This is a genomic window from Microbacterium songi, assembly GCF_042747925.1.
Classification (GTDB): domain Bacteria; phylum Actinomycetota; class Actinomycetes; order Actinomycetales; family Microbacteriaceae; genus Microbacterium.
On record NZ_JBHZIE010000011.1, the window covers coordinates 250,249 to 263,787 of the forward strand.

Sequence of the window (13,539 nt, forward strand, 5' to 3'; positions counted from 1 at the left end):
TCGAAGGTGCACGCCGCATGCGTTCCGATTCCCCTCTTCCCACCCCTGGGCGCCGCTGGGCCGCGGTCGCCGCCGCGCTGGGTCTCGTGGCCGTCCCGCTCCTGGTCGCCGCGCCGGCGCAGGCCGACCCCTTGCCGCCGGCCGCCTCGACGCTCGTCATCAACGAGGTCGAGAGCAACGGCGACGACACCGACTGGGTCGAGGTGTACAACACCGGCGCCGAATCGATCGACCTCACGGGCTATCGGTTCCTCGACTCGGATGACACGCACGCCGCGTTCGTCCTCCCGGCCGGCTCGCTCGTCGCCGCAGGCGGATTCCTCGTGATCGACCAGACCAGCGCGACGAACCCCGTCGGGTTCGACTTCGGCCTGGGCGGGGGCGACGTCGCGCGGATCTTCGCACCCGACGGGACCACGCTCGTCGCCAGCTATGCGTGGGAGACGCACGCGGCCGTCAGCTACGGGCGGTGCCCCGACGGCGTGGGCGACATGCAGCAGACGACGGCATCGACGAAGGGCGCGGCCAACGACTGCAGCTCGCCCGTGCGCATCAACGAGATCGAGAGCAGGGGTGACGCGACCGATTGGGTGGAGCTGGTGAACACCGGCACCACCGATGTCGACCTCGGTGGATTCACGGTGAAGGACGACGACGACACGCACGCGTTCGTCGTGCCCGCCGGAACGACCGTCGCGGCCGGCGGCTTCTACGTCGCCGACGTCGACGCGGCCGAAGACGGCTTCGGGCTCGGCGGCGCCGACTCCGTGCGGCTGTTCGCGCCGAACGGATCGACGCTGCTCGACAGCTACAGCTGGGCGGAGCACGCCTCGACGACCTACGGCCGCTGCCCCGACGGCACGGGGGAGTTCACGACGACGGCGGTCCCGTCCAAGAATGCGATCAACGTCTGCACCGGGCTGATCACCCCTGAGGCGTGGCCCGGCGGCGCCGAGGTGCGCACGCTCGATGACGCCGACACCTTCCCCAGCGGTGATCTGAGCGGACTGTACTGGGAGGCATCGGGCACGGCGGCGCCCGGCACCCTGTGGGCGGTGCAGAACGGCGACGGACTGCTCTACCGCATCGTCTCCGACGTCGACGGCAGCTGGGCGCCGGATGCTTCAGCCGAATGGGCGGCGGGCAAGGTGCTGCACTACGCCGACGGCACCGGCGCGGTCGACGCCGAGGGCGTGACGATGACGGATGCCGGAGCCGCAGCGGGCGTCTACGTCTCGAGTGAGCGCGACAACGACGACAGCGGCGTGAGCCGCCCCTCGGTCCTTCGTTACGACGTGTCGGGCTCGGCGACGAGCCTGAACGCGTCGCAGGAGTGGAACCTCGCCGCCGACTTCCCCGGTCTGGGCGCCAACGCCGGGCTCGAAGCCATCACCTGGATCTCCGACGCCTCCCTGGTCGCGGGCGGTTTCATCGACGCGACGACAGGTGCGCCGTACGCGCCGGCGTCCTACCCGGGCCACGGCGACGGCCTGTTCTTCGTCGGGGTCGAGGGCACGGCATCCGTGTACGCCTATGCGCTTCAGGACAGCGGCGCCTTCACGCGGGTGGCGACGATCGCCACACCGTTCGCGATCGTCGCCGAGGTGCAGTTCGACGCCGATGCCGCGAGCGGTGCGGGCGCACTGTGGGTCGCCTGCGACGATGCCTGCGACGGTCAGACCGCCGTGTACGAGCTCACGGACGGCGCCTTCGTCGCCACGCACGTGTACGAGCGCCCGGCGGGCATGGGTGCCGGTATCGCGAACGAGGGCTTCGCGATCGCCGATGACGCGGTCTGCGCGCCGGCGGGCACCAAGCCGACGTTCTACGCCGACGACAACGACACCGATGGCTTCTCCCTGCGTCAGGGCACCTTCCCCTGCACGTACGTCGAGGCGCCGGTCGATCCGACCGACCCGACCGACCCGACCGACCCGACCGACCCCGTGGGCCCGTCGCTGCCCGTCACCGGGCCCGGCACTCCCGCGGGTCCGGTCTCGGGTCCGACCGACGCCACGGGCGTCTCGGGGAACGGCTCCACGAAGGCGCTCGCCGCGACCGGCGGGAGCCAGCCCATCGTGCCGCTGGTCCTCGCCGGGTCGATGCTCATCGCCGGGGGAGCGCTCGTGGCGCTGCGCCGCCGGATCAGCCGCACGTAACAGCACGGCGGCTGGACGACGGATGCCTCGGCGCACACTCTGCGCCGAGGCATCCGTCGTTCCTCCCGGACCGCGGCTCAGGTGCGCAGGAAGTCCAGCATCGCCGTGTTGACCTCGTCGGCATGCGTCCAGATCATGGCGTGCGGAGCGCCTTCGATCTCGACGTATGTCGCGTCGGGGAGCAGCTTCGCGAACCGACGAGCGGTCGCGTCGATGGGGAGGATGCGGTCGGCGGTGCCGTGGACGATGAGCGCCGGAACATCGATCTTGGGGATGTCGTCCCGGAAGTCGGTCGGCCACGTGAGGGGAGCGGCCGCGATCGCGGCGTTGCCGGCCTGGTTGGCGATGCAGACGCTCGCGTGCAGCGCTTCTTCGGAGATGCGCGTGCCGAGGTTCTCGTCGAGGTTGTAGAAGTCTGCGAAGAACCCGGTCAGGAACGCGTACCGATCGGCGCGCACCGAGGCAGCCGTTGCGTCGAAGAAGTCCTGCGGGCCCGCTCCGTCGGGGTTCTCATCGGTCTTCAGCAGATACGGCTCGAGCGACCCCAGGAAGACGGCTTTCGCGACCCGTTCGCTGCCGTAGGTGCTCAGGTAGCGAGCCACTTCGCCCGTGCCCATCGAGAACCCGACGAGCACGGCCTTCTCGAGATCGAGCGCCACCATGAGCGCCTCGAGGTCGCTGGCGAACGTGTCGTAGTCCGACCCGCTCGCGGTCTTCGTCGACGCGCCGAAACCGCGGCGGTCGTACGCGATCACGCGGTAGCCGGCGTCCAGGAGGGCGGCCTGCTGCTTCCCCCAGGACTCCCCGTTCAACGGGAATCCGTGGATGAGGACGACCGGCTGTCCCGACCCCTGATCGGTGTAGTACAGCGAGATGTCCGATGAGTTCTCGATGCCGACGGTGATGCGTGCCACGTTCGCTCCTTTTCGTCTGAAGCGGCCGGAGGTCCGCCCACCGGCGCCTCGGGTGCCGAGGGCGGAACGGCCACTCCTTCGACGGTAGATCGCGGGCGGGCGCGCGACCAGGGGTTGCCCCGGCGGCCGAGACGGCGTACGACCGCCGCGGCACCGCGACCGCATCGAACCCGCACTCAGAAGTCGGTCTGCCCGAGGTCTGGCTCGGCGGCGAAGGCGACCGTCGACGCGGCGGCGTGCAGCTCGAGCACGATCACCTCGTTCGCTCCGGCGTGCACCAGGGCGGAGGGGACGAACAGCGTGTGCTGCGGACCCTTCGACCAGTAGCGGCCGAGGTTCACGCCGTTGACCCAGACGACGCCCTTGCCCCAGCCGCGGGTGTCGATGAAGAGGTCGGTGGGTTCGTCGAGCTCGACCTCGGCGCGGCCGAACACCGGTCCGGCGAGGGCGCCGTCCCACGGACGGTCGTGGAGCGCGTCCCGCACGGGACCGAGGTCGCGGAGGTCGAGGGCCTGCACCTCCCACTGACGGAGCGGTTCGCCGTTGAGGGTGGCGGCGCCGATCAGCCCTTTGGGCTCGCCGATGCGCTCGCCGTAGTTGACCCGGCCCTGGTCTTCGACGAGCAGCTCCAACACCCCGCGCGCGTGCGAAGGCAGCGGCAGGCGGGCATCGTGATGCTCGCGCGCGAGGACGCCGACCGGCGAACCTTCGACGAACACGATCGCCCGGTCGCGCACTTCATCGATGTGCAGGACGGCGGGACCGCTCACGTCGATCACGGTGCGGTACAGCGCGAACCCGGTGAACGCGCCGAGCGCGTCCATGCTCGGCAGCTCCTCGTGCGCCGACGCGGTCCCCAGCGACGGTGCGACCTCCGCCAGCGGCACCGCGGAGCTCCACCGGGTGTGAGGAGTCGGCGCGGGGACGGATGCCGCGGGCACGTCGTCGATCGCGAGGTCGGTGTACTTCGCCAGCACGTCGCGGAACGCCCAGTACTTCGCGGTCGGGTTGCCCGCCTCGTCCAGCGGGGCGTCGTAGTCGTAGCTCGTCACGAGGGGCTGGTAGACGCCCTTGTCGTTGGCACCGTTCGTGAAGCCCATGTTGGTGCCGCCGTGGAACATGTACAGGTTCACGGAGGCTCCGGCGGCGAGGAGATCGTCGAGGTCGCCCGCGGACTCCTCGACGGGGGTGGTGTGGTGGTGCGCCCCCCAGTGGTCGAACCAGCCGTCCCAGAACTCCGCGCACATCAGCGGCCCGGTGGGCTGGTGCCGGCGGAGGGTCGCCAGCCGTTCGATCGACCGGGAGCCGAACGAGGCGGTGGTGTGCAGGCCGGGGATGCTGCCGTTCGCGAGCATCTCGTCGGTCGGCTGGTCGACCGACGTGAACGGCACGGTGAGGCCGATCGCGCGGTTCATGTCGACGAGCTTCTGCAGGTAGACGGGGTCGTGGCCGTAGGCGCCGTACTCGTTCTCGATCTGCACGAGGATGATCGGCCCGCCGCGGCCCACCTGCCGCGGGACGAGCACGGGTGCGAGCTGCTGCAGGTACCGCTCGATGGCGGCGAGGTACTGCGGCTCGTCACGGCGCACCCCGACGGTGCCCGAGCGGAACAGCCAGGCGGGGAGACCGCCGTTGTCCCACTCCGCGCAGATGTACGGCCCGGGTCGGACGATCGCGTGCATGCCCTCGGCAGCGACATCGTCCAGGAACCGCCCGAGATCCAGGCCACCCGTGAGGTCGAAGACGTCCTCCTGCGGAGCATGCGCGTTCCATGCGACGTAGGTCTCGATCGTGTTGAGTCCCATCTGCCGGGCCTTGCGGATGCGGTCGCGCCAGAGGTCGGGGTGCACCCGGAAGTAGTGCAGGGCGCCCGACAGGATCTGCAGCGGTGCACCGTCGAACTCGAAGTCCTGGGCGCCGATGCGGAAGTCGTGGGCGGGGCGGGAATCACTCATGCGGGGTCTTTCGGGTGGGAGCGAGCTCGAGGACGGACCACGAGAGGGCCGGCAGCACGACGGTGATCGAGGACGATGGCGGCGTCGGTGTCGCCGCCGCCTGCGGTGCAGGAACGGTCAGGGGGCGCATGCCGACCGGCTGGGCCTCGGCGGTGTTGGTGGTGTGGCGGTCGCCGTCGGCGGGGATCGTCAGCGTCTCGGCGCGCACGAGTCTGTATCCGGATGTCGCGGCCGAGGCGTCGGTGACGTCGATCGTCAGCTCGGCGGCGTCCTCGAGCGATCGGTTGCATGCGAAGACGGTCATCCGCCCGTCGTCGTCGACCGTGGCGACGGCATCCACCAGCGGCGCCGCACCGTGGCGGAGCGTGTCGATCTCCGGGGAGTCGACGTCGGCGGCGAGCACGCTGCCGCGTGCCCGGGTCGCGGTGTGCTGGAACGGGAAGAACGTGCTCTGACGCCAGGCAGGACCCCCCGGCTCGCACCGGATCGGCGCGATGACGTTGACGAGCTGGGCGAGGTTGGCCATCGACACGCGGTCGCTGTGACGGAGCAGCGAGATGAGCAGCGACCCGACCACGACGGCATCCGTCACCGTGTACGTGTCCTCGATCAACCGCGGGTGCTCCGGCCATCCGCCGGTGAGGACGGCCGTCTTGTCGTGCTCGTTCCACCTCGTCTGCGACCACACGTTCCACTCGTCGACGCTGATGCCGACGGGATGCGCAGATCCGGGGCCCGCGCCGACCTCGTCGATGATCGCGGCGACGGTGTCGATGTAGCGGTCGAGCGCCGTGGCCGAGGCCAGGAAGCTGACGGCGTCCCCGTCCTGCTCCTCGTAGTACGCGTGCACAGAGATGTGGTGCACCAGTCCCGCGGTGTGCGTGAGCACCGTCCGCTCCCACTCGCCGAACGTCGGCATCTCGGCGTTCGAGCTGCCCGCGGCCACGAGTTCGATGTCGGGGTCGAGGAACGTCATGAGGCGCGCGGTCTCGGCAGCGAGACGCCCGTATTCGTCGGCGGTCTTGTGGCCGATCTGCCACGGGCCGTCGACTTCGTTGCCGAGACACCACAGTCCGATGGCGAAGGGGGCGTCGGCGCCGTTGCGGCGACGCTGGTCGGAGAGCGCGGTCCCGGCCGGGTGGTTGGCGTATTCGAGGACGTCGGCGGCGGCGTCGATGCCGCGCGTGCCGAGGTTGACGGCGTACATGAGCTCGAGGTCGGCCTGGGCGGCCCAGCTCGCGAATTCGTGGAGCCCGACGGCATTGGTCTCGGTGCTGTGCCACGCGGCGTCCAGTCGCACCGGACGATCGGCCCGCGGTCCGACCCCGTCCTCCCACCGGTAGCCCGAGACGAAGTTGCCGCCGGGGTACCGCACGGTGGTCGCCCCGAGCTCGCGGACGAGCGCGAGCACGTCGCCGCGGAACCCCTCGGCATCGGCGGTGGGATGACCCGGTTCGTAGATGCCCTCGTACACGGCGCGGCCCATGTGCTCGACGAACGTGCCGAACAGGCGGCGGGGGACCGGCGCGAGGACGAGCTGCGGGTCGAGGGGGAGACGCGCGGAGAGCATGGGGATCCTTCGGGGGGAGGAGATGCGGATGCGGCGGCCGACGTGCGGCCGCCGCATCCGTGTTCGATCTCTTCGTTCGTGCTACTTGACGGTGAAGCCCTGCTGGTTGCCGTAGTCCACGAGCTGCTTCTGCCACTCTTCGAGCCCGGCGTTCAGGTCGGTGCCGTTCTTGTAGGCCTGACCGACGGTGTCGCCGAAGATGCTGTTCGCGTACACCTGGTAGGGCAGGTACTGCCATCCGGAGGGGACGTTCTTCGAGGCATCCACGAGCACCTCGTTGATCTTCTGGCCGCCGAAGTACTCGGGGGCGTCGGCGAGGAAGTCGGAGGACTCGAGCTCCGCGGTGGTGGAGGGGAACCCGCCCGATTCGAGGAAGACCTTGATCGACGCGGGGTCGCTGTTCAGCCACTTCAGGAACGCGGCCGCGAGCGCCTGGTTCTTGCTCTGCTTGAGCACGACCTGGCCGCCGCCGCCGTTCTCGGCGGTCACCGGGGTGCCGTCGTAGGTCGGCATGGGGGCGACGCGCCAGTCACCGGAAGCATCCGGCACCGACGACTGGAGGACGCCGGGCATCCACGCGCCGGTCAGCAGGGTCGCGATCGTGCCGTCACCGAGGGCCTTGTACCACTCGTCGCTCCAGCCGGGGGTGCTCGAAAGCAGGCCGCCTTCGACGAGCCGGTTCCAGCTGTCGGCCCACTTCTTCGAGCCGTCGTCCTGGAGGTTGATCGTCACATCGGTGCCGTCGGCACTGAACGGCTTGCCGCCGGCCTGCCAGATCATGCTCGTCGCGAAGCCGGAGTCGCCGGTGTCGGATGCGATGTAGGCATTCGGGTTGGCGGCGTGCAGCTTCTCGGCGGCGGCGACGTACTCGTCGTACGTCGTGGGGACCGCGATGCCGTAGGTGTCGAAGACGGTCTTGTTGTAGAACATCGCCATGGGGCCCGAGTCCTGCGGCAGGCCGTAGATCTTGTCGCCCGAGGTGACGGCGCCCCAGGGTCCGGCGGTGTACTTGTCCTTCAGATCGCCGAAGCCGTAGGGCGCGAGGTCCACCAGCGAGTCCGCGAGGGCGAACTGGGGGATCGCGTAGTACTCGACCTGTGCGACATCCGGAGCACCCGAACCCGCGGTGATCGCGTTCTGCAGCTTCGTGTACTCGTCGGTGTTCGTCCCGGCGTTGACGAGGTTGACGGTGACCTTCGGGTAGGCCTTCTCGAACGCCTCGACCTGGGCTTCGGCCGACGGTGTCCAGCTCCAGTACGTGATCTCGCCGCCGGCTTCCAGGGCGCTCTCGAGGGCGTCGGCACTGGCATCGCCGCCGGATGCCCCGCCGGTGCTGGACGAGCAGCCCGACAGGATCAGGCCGAGGGAGACGGCGGATGCTGTGGCCACAGCTGCCAGGCGCGCTCTGCGCGCTCGGGTGATGGTGGACATCGGTGTTCCTTTCACTTCTTTGTTAGGGGTGGGCAGGACGCCCGGGTGATGCGGGACCTACTGTTTGACGCTGCCGGCGCTGAGGCCGGACTGCCAGAAGCGCTGGAGGAAGAGGAAGGCGACGACGATCGGGATGATCGTCAGGAGCGAGCCGGTGATGACGAGGTTGTAGATCGGCTGGGCGGCGACGCCCGTCGCCTGCGCGCTCCACTGACTGAGACCGACCGTGAGCGGATACCAGGTCGGCTCGCTCAGCATGATCAGCGGCAGGAAGTAGTTGTTCCACGTGGCCACGACGGCGAACAGCAGCACCGTCACGATCCCGGGGGAGAGCAGGCGCAGCGAGATCGTGAAGAACGTGCGGAACTCGCCCGATCCGTCCATGCGCGCCGCTTCGAGCAGCTCGGTCGGCACCGCGTCGACCGCATAGGTCCAGATCAGGTACAGGCCGAACGGGCTGATGAGGGAGGGGAGGATGACCGCCCAGGGGGTGTTGGTGAGCCCCAGCTGGCTGAACATGAGGAACGTGGGCACCGCCAGCGCCGTGCCCGGGATCGCGATCGCGCCCAGAACGACGGCGAACACGGCGCGGCGACCGGGGAAGTTGAACTTCGCCATCCCGTAGCCCGCGACCGTCGCCAGCAGTGTCGCACCGCCGGCGCCCACCACGACGTAGAGCAGGGTGTTGCCGAACCACTGCACGAAGATGCCGTCGCGGTAGGTCAGGGTGTCGACGATGTTCTGCCACAGGTGGAAATCGGAGCCGAACCACAACCCGAAGCTCGAGAACAGGTCGGCCTGACTCTTGGTCGCATTGATGAGCAGCCACGCGAGCGGGATGACGGAGTAGATCACCATGATCGCCATGACGATCGTGAGCATAATCGACCGGCGCGGGCGGGACGGGCGCCGATGCACGTAGGGGACGCGACGGTTTCCGGGCCGGGCGCGGGGGGTGGAGGTGAGGACCTCGGTGTGGGTGGCCATCTCAGCGCACCTCCTGTCGGGAGCCGCGCAATTGCACGATGTAGGCGATCGTCGCGGTGACGACACCCATGACGATCGCGACGGTGGCGGAGTAGTTGAACTGCTGGCCCGCGAACGAGAGGTTGTAGGCGTACATGTTCGGGGTGAAGAAACTGCTGATGACATTGGGGGCGAGGTTCTTCAGCAGGTTGGGCTCGTTGAACAGCTGGAAGCTGCCGATGATGGAGAACACTGTCGCGATCACGATCGACCCCCGCAGGGCGGGAAGCTTGATGCCGGTCACGATCCGGAACTGACCCGCGCCGTCGATCTCGGCGGCTTCGTAGAGGTCGGCGGGGATCACCTTGAGGGCCGCGTAGAAGATGAGCATGTTGTAGCCCAGGAACTCCCACGTGACGATGTTGCCGATCGAGGCGAGGATCCACTGGGATGTGAAGGGCTGGAAGATCTCGGCACCCAGGAGGTCGTTGAGCGTCCCGGTCAGCCCGAACTGGTTGCCGTAGATGAACCCCCAGATGAGGGCGGCCACCACGCCGGGGACGGCATAGGGCAGGAAGATCGCGATGCGGATGAATCCGGCGCCGTGGAGGCGCGCGCTGTCGATGGCCAGGGCGGCGCACAACGACAGCAGCAGCATGATCGGCACCTGGACGATCAGGAAGAGGGTGACGCGACCGAGCGCTTCCCAGAACTTCTCGTCCTGGAAGAGCTGGATGTAGTTCGCGAGTCCGACGAATCCGTTGCCGCCGACGAGCTGCTGGCGGAAGAGCGTGAGGTACAGGGCGTAGATCACGGGGGCGACCAGCACCGCGAGGAACACGATCATGAACGGTGCGACGAATCCCCAGCCACGCCAGTCCCGTCGCGCCCGACGGGGGGCCGCGGTGGTGGGGGGAGCACCCGAAGCGAGTGTCGACGCCATCGTCATGATTCAGTCCATTCGTTGACCTGGGGGACATGTTTGCGTAACCATGTCCGAAACGGAGCCTAACATGTTTGCGTAACCATGCAAGTGCTGATTCACTGACAGCAGGCGTCCGGCAGGGAGTGCCCGGAAGTCATCCCGCAGACCGGGAGGCTCCACGTCGGGATCGAGGGGGATCGTGCAGGAGAAGCAGCGCCGCGCGCCGTCCATGGCCGACGTAGCCCGGCACGCCGCCGTCTCGGCCCAGACGGTGTCGCGGGTCTCGAACGGCCACACGAACGTCGACGACTCCACGCGGGATCGGGTGCTCCGCTCGATGCGCGCCCTCGGCTACCGGCCCAACGGCGCCGCCCGGGCGCTCAAGTCCGGGCGCTTCCACACCGTGGGCGTGATCATGTTCACCCTCGAGACGCTCGGCAACGTGCGCACCCTCGACGCCATCGCCGTCGAGGCGGCGAGGGCCGACTACTCGGTCACGCTGATGCCCGTCCCCGACCCCACGATCGGCGCCGTGTCCGGCGCGTACCGCCGCCTCACACAGCAGGCCGTCGACGGCGTCATCATCATCTTCGAGGCGTCTCTCCTCGACCGTGTCGAGATCTCGCTGCCTCCCGGGCTCCCCGTCGTCGTCATCGACTCGAACGCCGGCTCGGGTTACCCGGTCGTCGACACCGACCAGGCGCAGGGCGCCCGCGTCGCCACCGAGCATCTGCTGAGCCTCGGACACCCGCAGGTCTGGCACATCGCCGGCCCGACGACGTCGTTCTCGGCGTCCCACCGTGCGGACTCGTGGCGCTCGACGCTGCGACGCGCGGGCATCGCCCCGCCCGAGGAGTTCTACGGGGATTGGACCACCGACTCCGGCTACCGGATCGGTCGTGAGCTGGGCGCGCGCGAAGACGTCACGGCGATCTTCGCCGCGAACGACCAGATGGCGCTCGGAGCCATGCGCGCGCTGCACGAGCTGGGTCGCGACATCCCGGGCGACGTCAGCGTCGTGGGCTTCGACGACATGGACGAGGCGCGCGACTTCTGGCCGCCGCTGACGACCGTGCATCAGAGCTTCCGCGAGGTGGGACGGCTCGCCATGGAGCGGCTCCTCGCGCAGATCGCCGACCCCGGCGCGGGCGTCGGCACGACGTTCATTCCGACCGAGCTGGTCGTGCGCGACAGCACCGGACCCTACAGTCGGCGCTGAGGACGGCCGTCCCGGGCCGGCGACCCCGGCTCAGGCGTCGCGCCGGGCGCCCTGCGAGGGCGTCACGGTGAACTGCACCGGAGCGGCGAAACCGGATGCCGCGAAGGCCGCGTCCACGGCATCCTTCACGGCCCCGACCCGATCGTGTGCGACGAGCGCGATCGCGGCACCGCCGAAGCCGCCGCCGGTCATGCGGGCGCCCACGGCGCCGGCGGCCAGTGCGGCGTCCACGGCGGTGTCCAGCTCGGGGGCGGAGATCTCGAAGTCGTCGCGCATGGAAGCGTGGGAAGCCACCAGCAGTGCGCCGATCGCCGCCGGCCCGTCGTCCTCCAGTGCGCGAACGGTGTCGAGCACCCGCTGGTTCTCGGTGACGATGTGCCGCACGCGGCGGAAGGTCACGTCGTCCATCAGCTGCTCGGCGCGGGGGAGGTCGGCGAGGGAGAGATCGCGGAGCGCCGGCACCCCCATGATCTCGGCTCCGCGTTCGCACGAGGCGCGGCGCTCGCCGTAGCCGCCGGTGGCGTGGGAGTGCGAGACGCGGGTGTCCATCACGAGAAGCTCGAGGCCGGCCCGGTCGAAGCCGAGGTCGACGACCGTCGCCTCGAGCGAACGGCAGTCGAGGAAGATCGCGGCATCCGTCCGGCCCAGCATCGAGGCCATCTGGTCCATGATGCCGGTGGGGGCACCCACCGCATCGTTCTCGGCGGTGCGGCCGACGCGCGCGAGCGCCACCGGGTCGAGCTGCAGACCCCAGACGTCGTTCAGCGCCGCGGCCGTCGACCCTTCGATGGCGGCGGACGACGACAGGCCGGCGCCGACGGGGACGTCGGAGGCGATCGCGATGTCCACGCCGGTGAGGGTCGAGACGTCGACCCCGGTGGCGTGCACGAGGGCCCACGCGACGCCCAGGGGGTACGCCGCCCACTCCGGCACGGTCTCGTGGCCGTCGCGCTGCGGGAACACGTCCGGCAGTGCGCTCAGCGCCACCTCGACCGGGGCGGCATCGAAAGTGGAGGCCACGCGGATCGTGGCATCCGTCCGCTCGGCCAGTGCGACGTGCGTGCGGTGGTCGATCGCGAACGGCAGGACGAAGCCGTCGTTGTAGTCGGTGTGCTCGCCGATCAGGTTGACGCGCCCCGGTGCGGACCACTCGCCCGAGGGCGCCGTCCGCGTGAGGGTGGCCAGCAGTGCGCGGGCCTCGGATGCTGCGGTCATGCGGGGATCACCTCTCGGAGTCGGGCCGCCACGGTCTCGGGCGGGACGTCGCCGATCCAGGCGCCCATGGCGGACTCCGAACCGGCGAGGTACTTCAGCTTGTCGACGGCGCGGCGGGGGCTCGTGAGCTGCAGGTGCAGACGCACGGTGTCGCGGCCGACGGTCACGGGGGCCTGGTGCCATGCCGCGATGTAGGGGGTCGGGCTGTCGTAGAGGGCGTCGACGCCACGGAGCAGACGCAGGTACACCGCGGCGAGCTCGTCGCGTTCGGCCGCGGAGGTGGCGGCGAAGTCGGGCACGTGGCGGCGTGGCGTCAGGTGCACCTCGATCGGCCAGCGCGCGGCGAACGGCACGTAGGCGATCCAGTGCTCCGCCTCGAGGACGACGCGGGGGCCCGCCGACTCGAAGTCGATGATGCGTGCGAAGAGGTCGTCGCCCTCCCGGGCGATCGAGCCCAGCAGGAGGGTCGTCCGCGGGGTGAGGTAGGGGTAGGAGTAGATCTGCCCATGGGGGTGGCGGAGCGTGACGCCGATCTCCTCGCCGCGGTTCTCGAACGGGAAGACCTGCTGCACGCCGGGGAGCGCCGAGAGCGCTTCGGTGCGGTCCGCCCAGGCCTCGATCACGGTGCGGGCGCGGACGGGGGTCTGGGTGCCGAAGGAGCCCTCGCGCTCGGGCGAGAAGCAGACGACCTCACAACGTCCGACCGAGCTGCGGGTGCGGCCGAGGCCGGGGGCGTCCAGATCGGCCAGACTGCGCGGCGGATCCTCCGCGGCGGGAGCGTCAATGGTGGCGACGGCGAGGGCGGGCCCGAACGAGGGCGATTTGTTCTCGAACACGGCGACGTCGTACATCGACGGGATCTCCGACGGATTCGTCGGCGTCTGCGGGGCGAGCGGGTCGAGGTGCGCGGGGGGCAGGAAGGCACGGTTCTGGCGTCCCGCGGCGATCGAGATCCAGTCGCCGGTCAGGACGTCGCGACGCATCGTCGCGGTCTCGGCGCGTGCACCCGGTTCACGCGTGTCGGCGGCGCGCTCAGCGGGCAAGGTCGTCCCGGGGTCGTCGAAGTAGATCAGCTCGCGGCCGTCGGCCAGGCGGGTCGACCGCTTGACGACACCCGCACCGAGCGTCTGAGGGGCGGGCATCGTCGTGCCGAAATCCGGTGTGTTCACGTCAACACGGTAGCAA

The 13,539-nt window shown here is 69.7% G+C and carries 10 protein-coding genes; 2 read left to right on the forward strand and 8 right to left on the reverse strand.

Annotated features, from left to right (window positions below; genetic code table 11):
• Positions 1-17 precede the first annotated feature (17 nt).
• Positions 18-2,159 (forward strand): lamin tail domain-containing protein, encoded by a 2,142-nt coding sequence (locus ACFM35_RS14995; RefSeq protein ID WP_378843479.1) that lies wholly within the window; start codon positions 18-20, stop codon positions 2,157-2,159.
• Positions 2,160-2,236: 77 nt separating this feature from the next.
• Here the strand turns inward: ACFM35_RS14995 and ACFM35_RS15000 are convergent, their stop codons facing one another.
• The 6 genes from ACFM35_RS15000 to ACFM35_RS15025 all read right to left on the reverse strand — a co-directional run bounded on the left by ACFM35_RS15000 (position 2,237) and on the right by ACFM35_RS15025 (position 9,944).
• On the reverse strand, positions 2,237-3,073 hold the full coding sequence (locus ACFM35_RS15000) for an alpha/beta fold hydrolase (protein WP_378843481.1): 837 nt from the start codon (positions 3,071-3,073) through the stop codon (positions 2,237-2,239).
• A gap of 176 nt (positions 3,074-3,249) precedes the next feature.
• Positions 3,250-5,028, reverse strand: coding sequence for a glycoside hydrolase family 35 protein (locus tag ACFM35_RS15005; protein WP_378843483.1), 1,779 nt, complete (start codon positions 5,026-5,028; stop codon positions 3,250-3,252).
• Positions 5,021-6,598 (reverse strand): arabinosylfuranosidase ArfA, encoded by a 1,578-nt coding sequence (gene arfA / locus ACFM35_RS15010; RefSeq protein ID WP_378843485.1) that lies wholly within the window; start codon positions 6,596-6,598, stop codon positions 5,021-5,023. Before arfA ends, ACFM35_RS15005 begins: the two co-directional genes overlap by 8 nt.
• A gap of 81 nt (positions 6,599-6,679) precedes the next feature.
• Entirely contained in the window at positions 6,680-8,029 is a 1,350-nt protein-coding gene (locus tag ACFM35_RS15015; protein ID WP_378843487.1) for an ABC transporter substrate-binding protein, read from the reverse strand.
• Between the two features lie 57 nt (positions 8,030-8,086).
• On the reverse strand, positions 8,087-9,016 hold the full coding sequence (locus ACFM35_RS15020; protein ID WP_378843489.1) for a carbohydrate ABC transporter permease: 930 nt from the start codon (positions 9,014-9,016) through the stop codon (positions 8,087-8,089).
• A 1-nt stretch (position 9,017) separates the two neighbouring features.
• Positions 9,018-9,944: a carbohydrate ABC transporter permease gene (locus ACFM35_RS15025; protein ID WP_378843491.1), complete on the reverse strand. Its 927-nt coding sequence runs from the start codon at positions 9,942-9,944 to the stop codon at positions 9,018-9,020.
• Between the two features lie 205 nt (positions 9,945-10,149).
• Here ACFM35_RS15025 and ACFM35_RS15030 point away from each other — a divergent pair, with 205 nt between their 5' ends.
• Entirely contained in the window at positions 10,150-11,139 is a 990-nt protein-coding gene (locus tag ACFM35_RS15030) for a LacI family DNA-binding transcriptional regulator (RefSeq protein WP_378843626.1), read from the forward strand.
• Positions 11,140-11,169: 30 nt separating this feature from the next.
• On the opposite strand, the gene galK is transcribed toward ACFM35_RS15030, so the two are convergent.
• Both galK and galT read right to left on the reverse strand, forming a co-directional pair.
• Positions 11,170-12,354, reverse strand: coding sequence for a galactokinase (galK, locus tag ACFM35_RS15035; RefSeq protein WP_378843493.1), 1,185 nt, complete (start codon positions 12,352-12,354; stop codon positions 11,170-11,172).
• Entirely contained in the window at positions 12,351-13,496 is a 1,146-nt protein-coding gene (galT, locus tag ACFM35_RS15040) for a galactose-1-phosphate uridylyltransferase (RefSeq protein ID WP_378843628.1), read from the reverse strand. The genes galK and galT overlap by 4 nt, the downstream gene beginning before the upstream one ends.
• Positions 13,497-13,539: the final 43 nt, after the last annotated feature.

Bases quoted from the DNA above. Each gene is read 5' to 3' on its own strand.
- ACFM35_RS14995 (WP_378843479.1), top strand. From the start codon at position 18: ATGCGTTCCGATTCCCCTCTTCCCACCCCTGGGCGCCGCTGGGCCGCG.
- ACFM35_RS15005 (WP_378843483.1), bottom strand. From the start codon at position 5,028: ATGAGTGATTCCCGCCCCGCCCACGACTTCCGCATCGGCGCCCAGGAC.
- arfA (WP_378843485.1), bottom strand. From the start codon at position 6,598: ATGCTCTCCGCGCGTCTCCCCCTCGACCCGCAGCTCGTCCTCGCGCCG.
- ACFM35_RS15015 (WP_378843487.1), bottom strand. From the start codon at position 8,029: ATGTCCACCATCACCCGAGCGCGCAGAGCGCGCCTGGCAGCTGTGGCC.
- ACFM35_RS15020 (WP_378843489.1), bottom strand. From the start codon at position 9,016: ATGGCCACCCACACCGAGGTCCTCACCTCCACCCCCCGCGCCCGGCCC.
- ACFM35_RS15025 (WP_378843491.1), bottom strand. From the start codon at position 9,944: ATGACGATGGCGTCGACACTCGCTTCGGGTGCTCCCCCCACCACCGCG.
- ACFM35_RS15030 (WP_378843626.1), top strand. From the start codon at position 10,150: ATGGCCGACGTAGCCCGGCACGCCGCCGTCTCGGCCCAGACGGTGTCG.
- galK (WP_378843493.1), bottom strand. From the start codon at position 12,354: ATGACCGCAGCATCCGAGGCCCGCGCACTGCTGGCCACCCTCACGCGG.
- galT (WP_378843628.1), bottom strand. From the start codon at position 13,496: ATGCCCGCCCCTCAGACGCTCGGTGCGGGTGTCGTCAAGCGGTCGACC.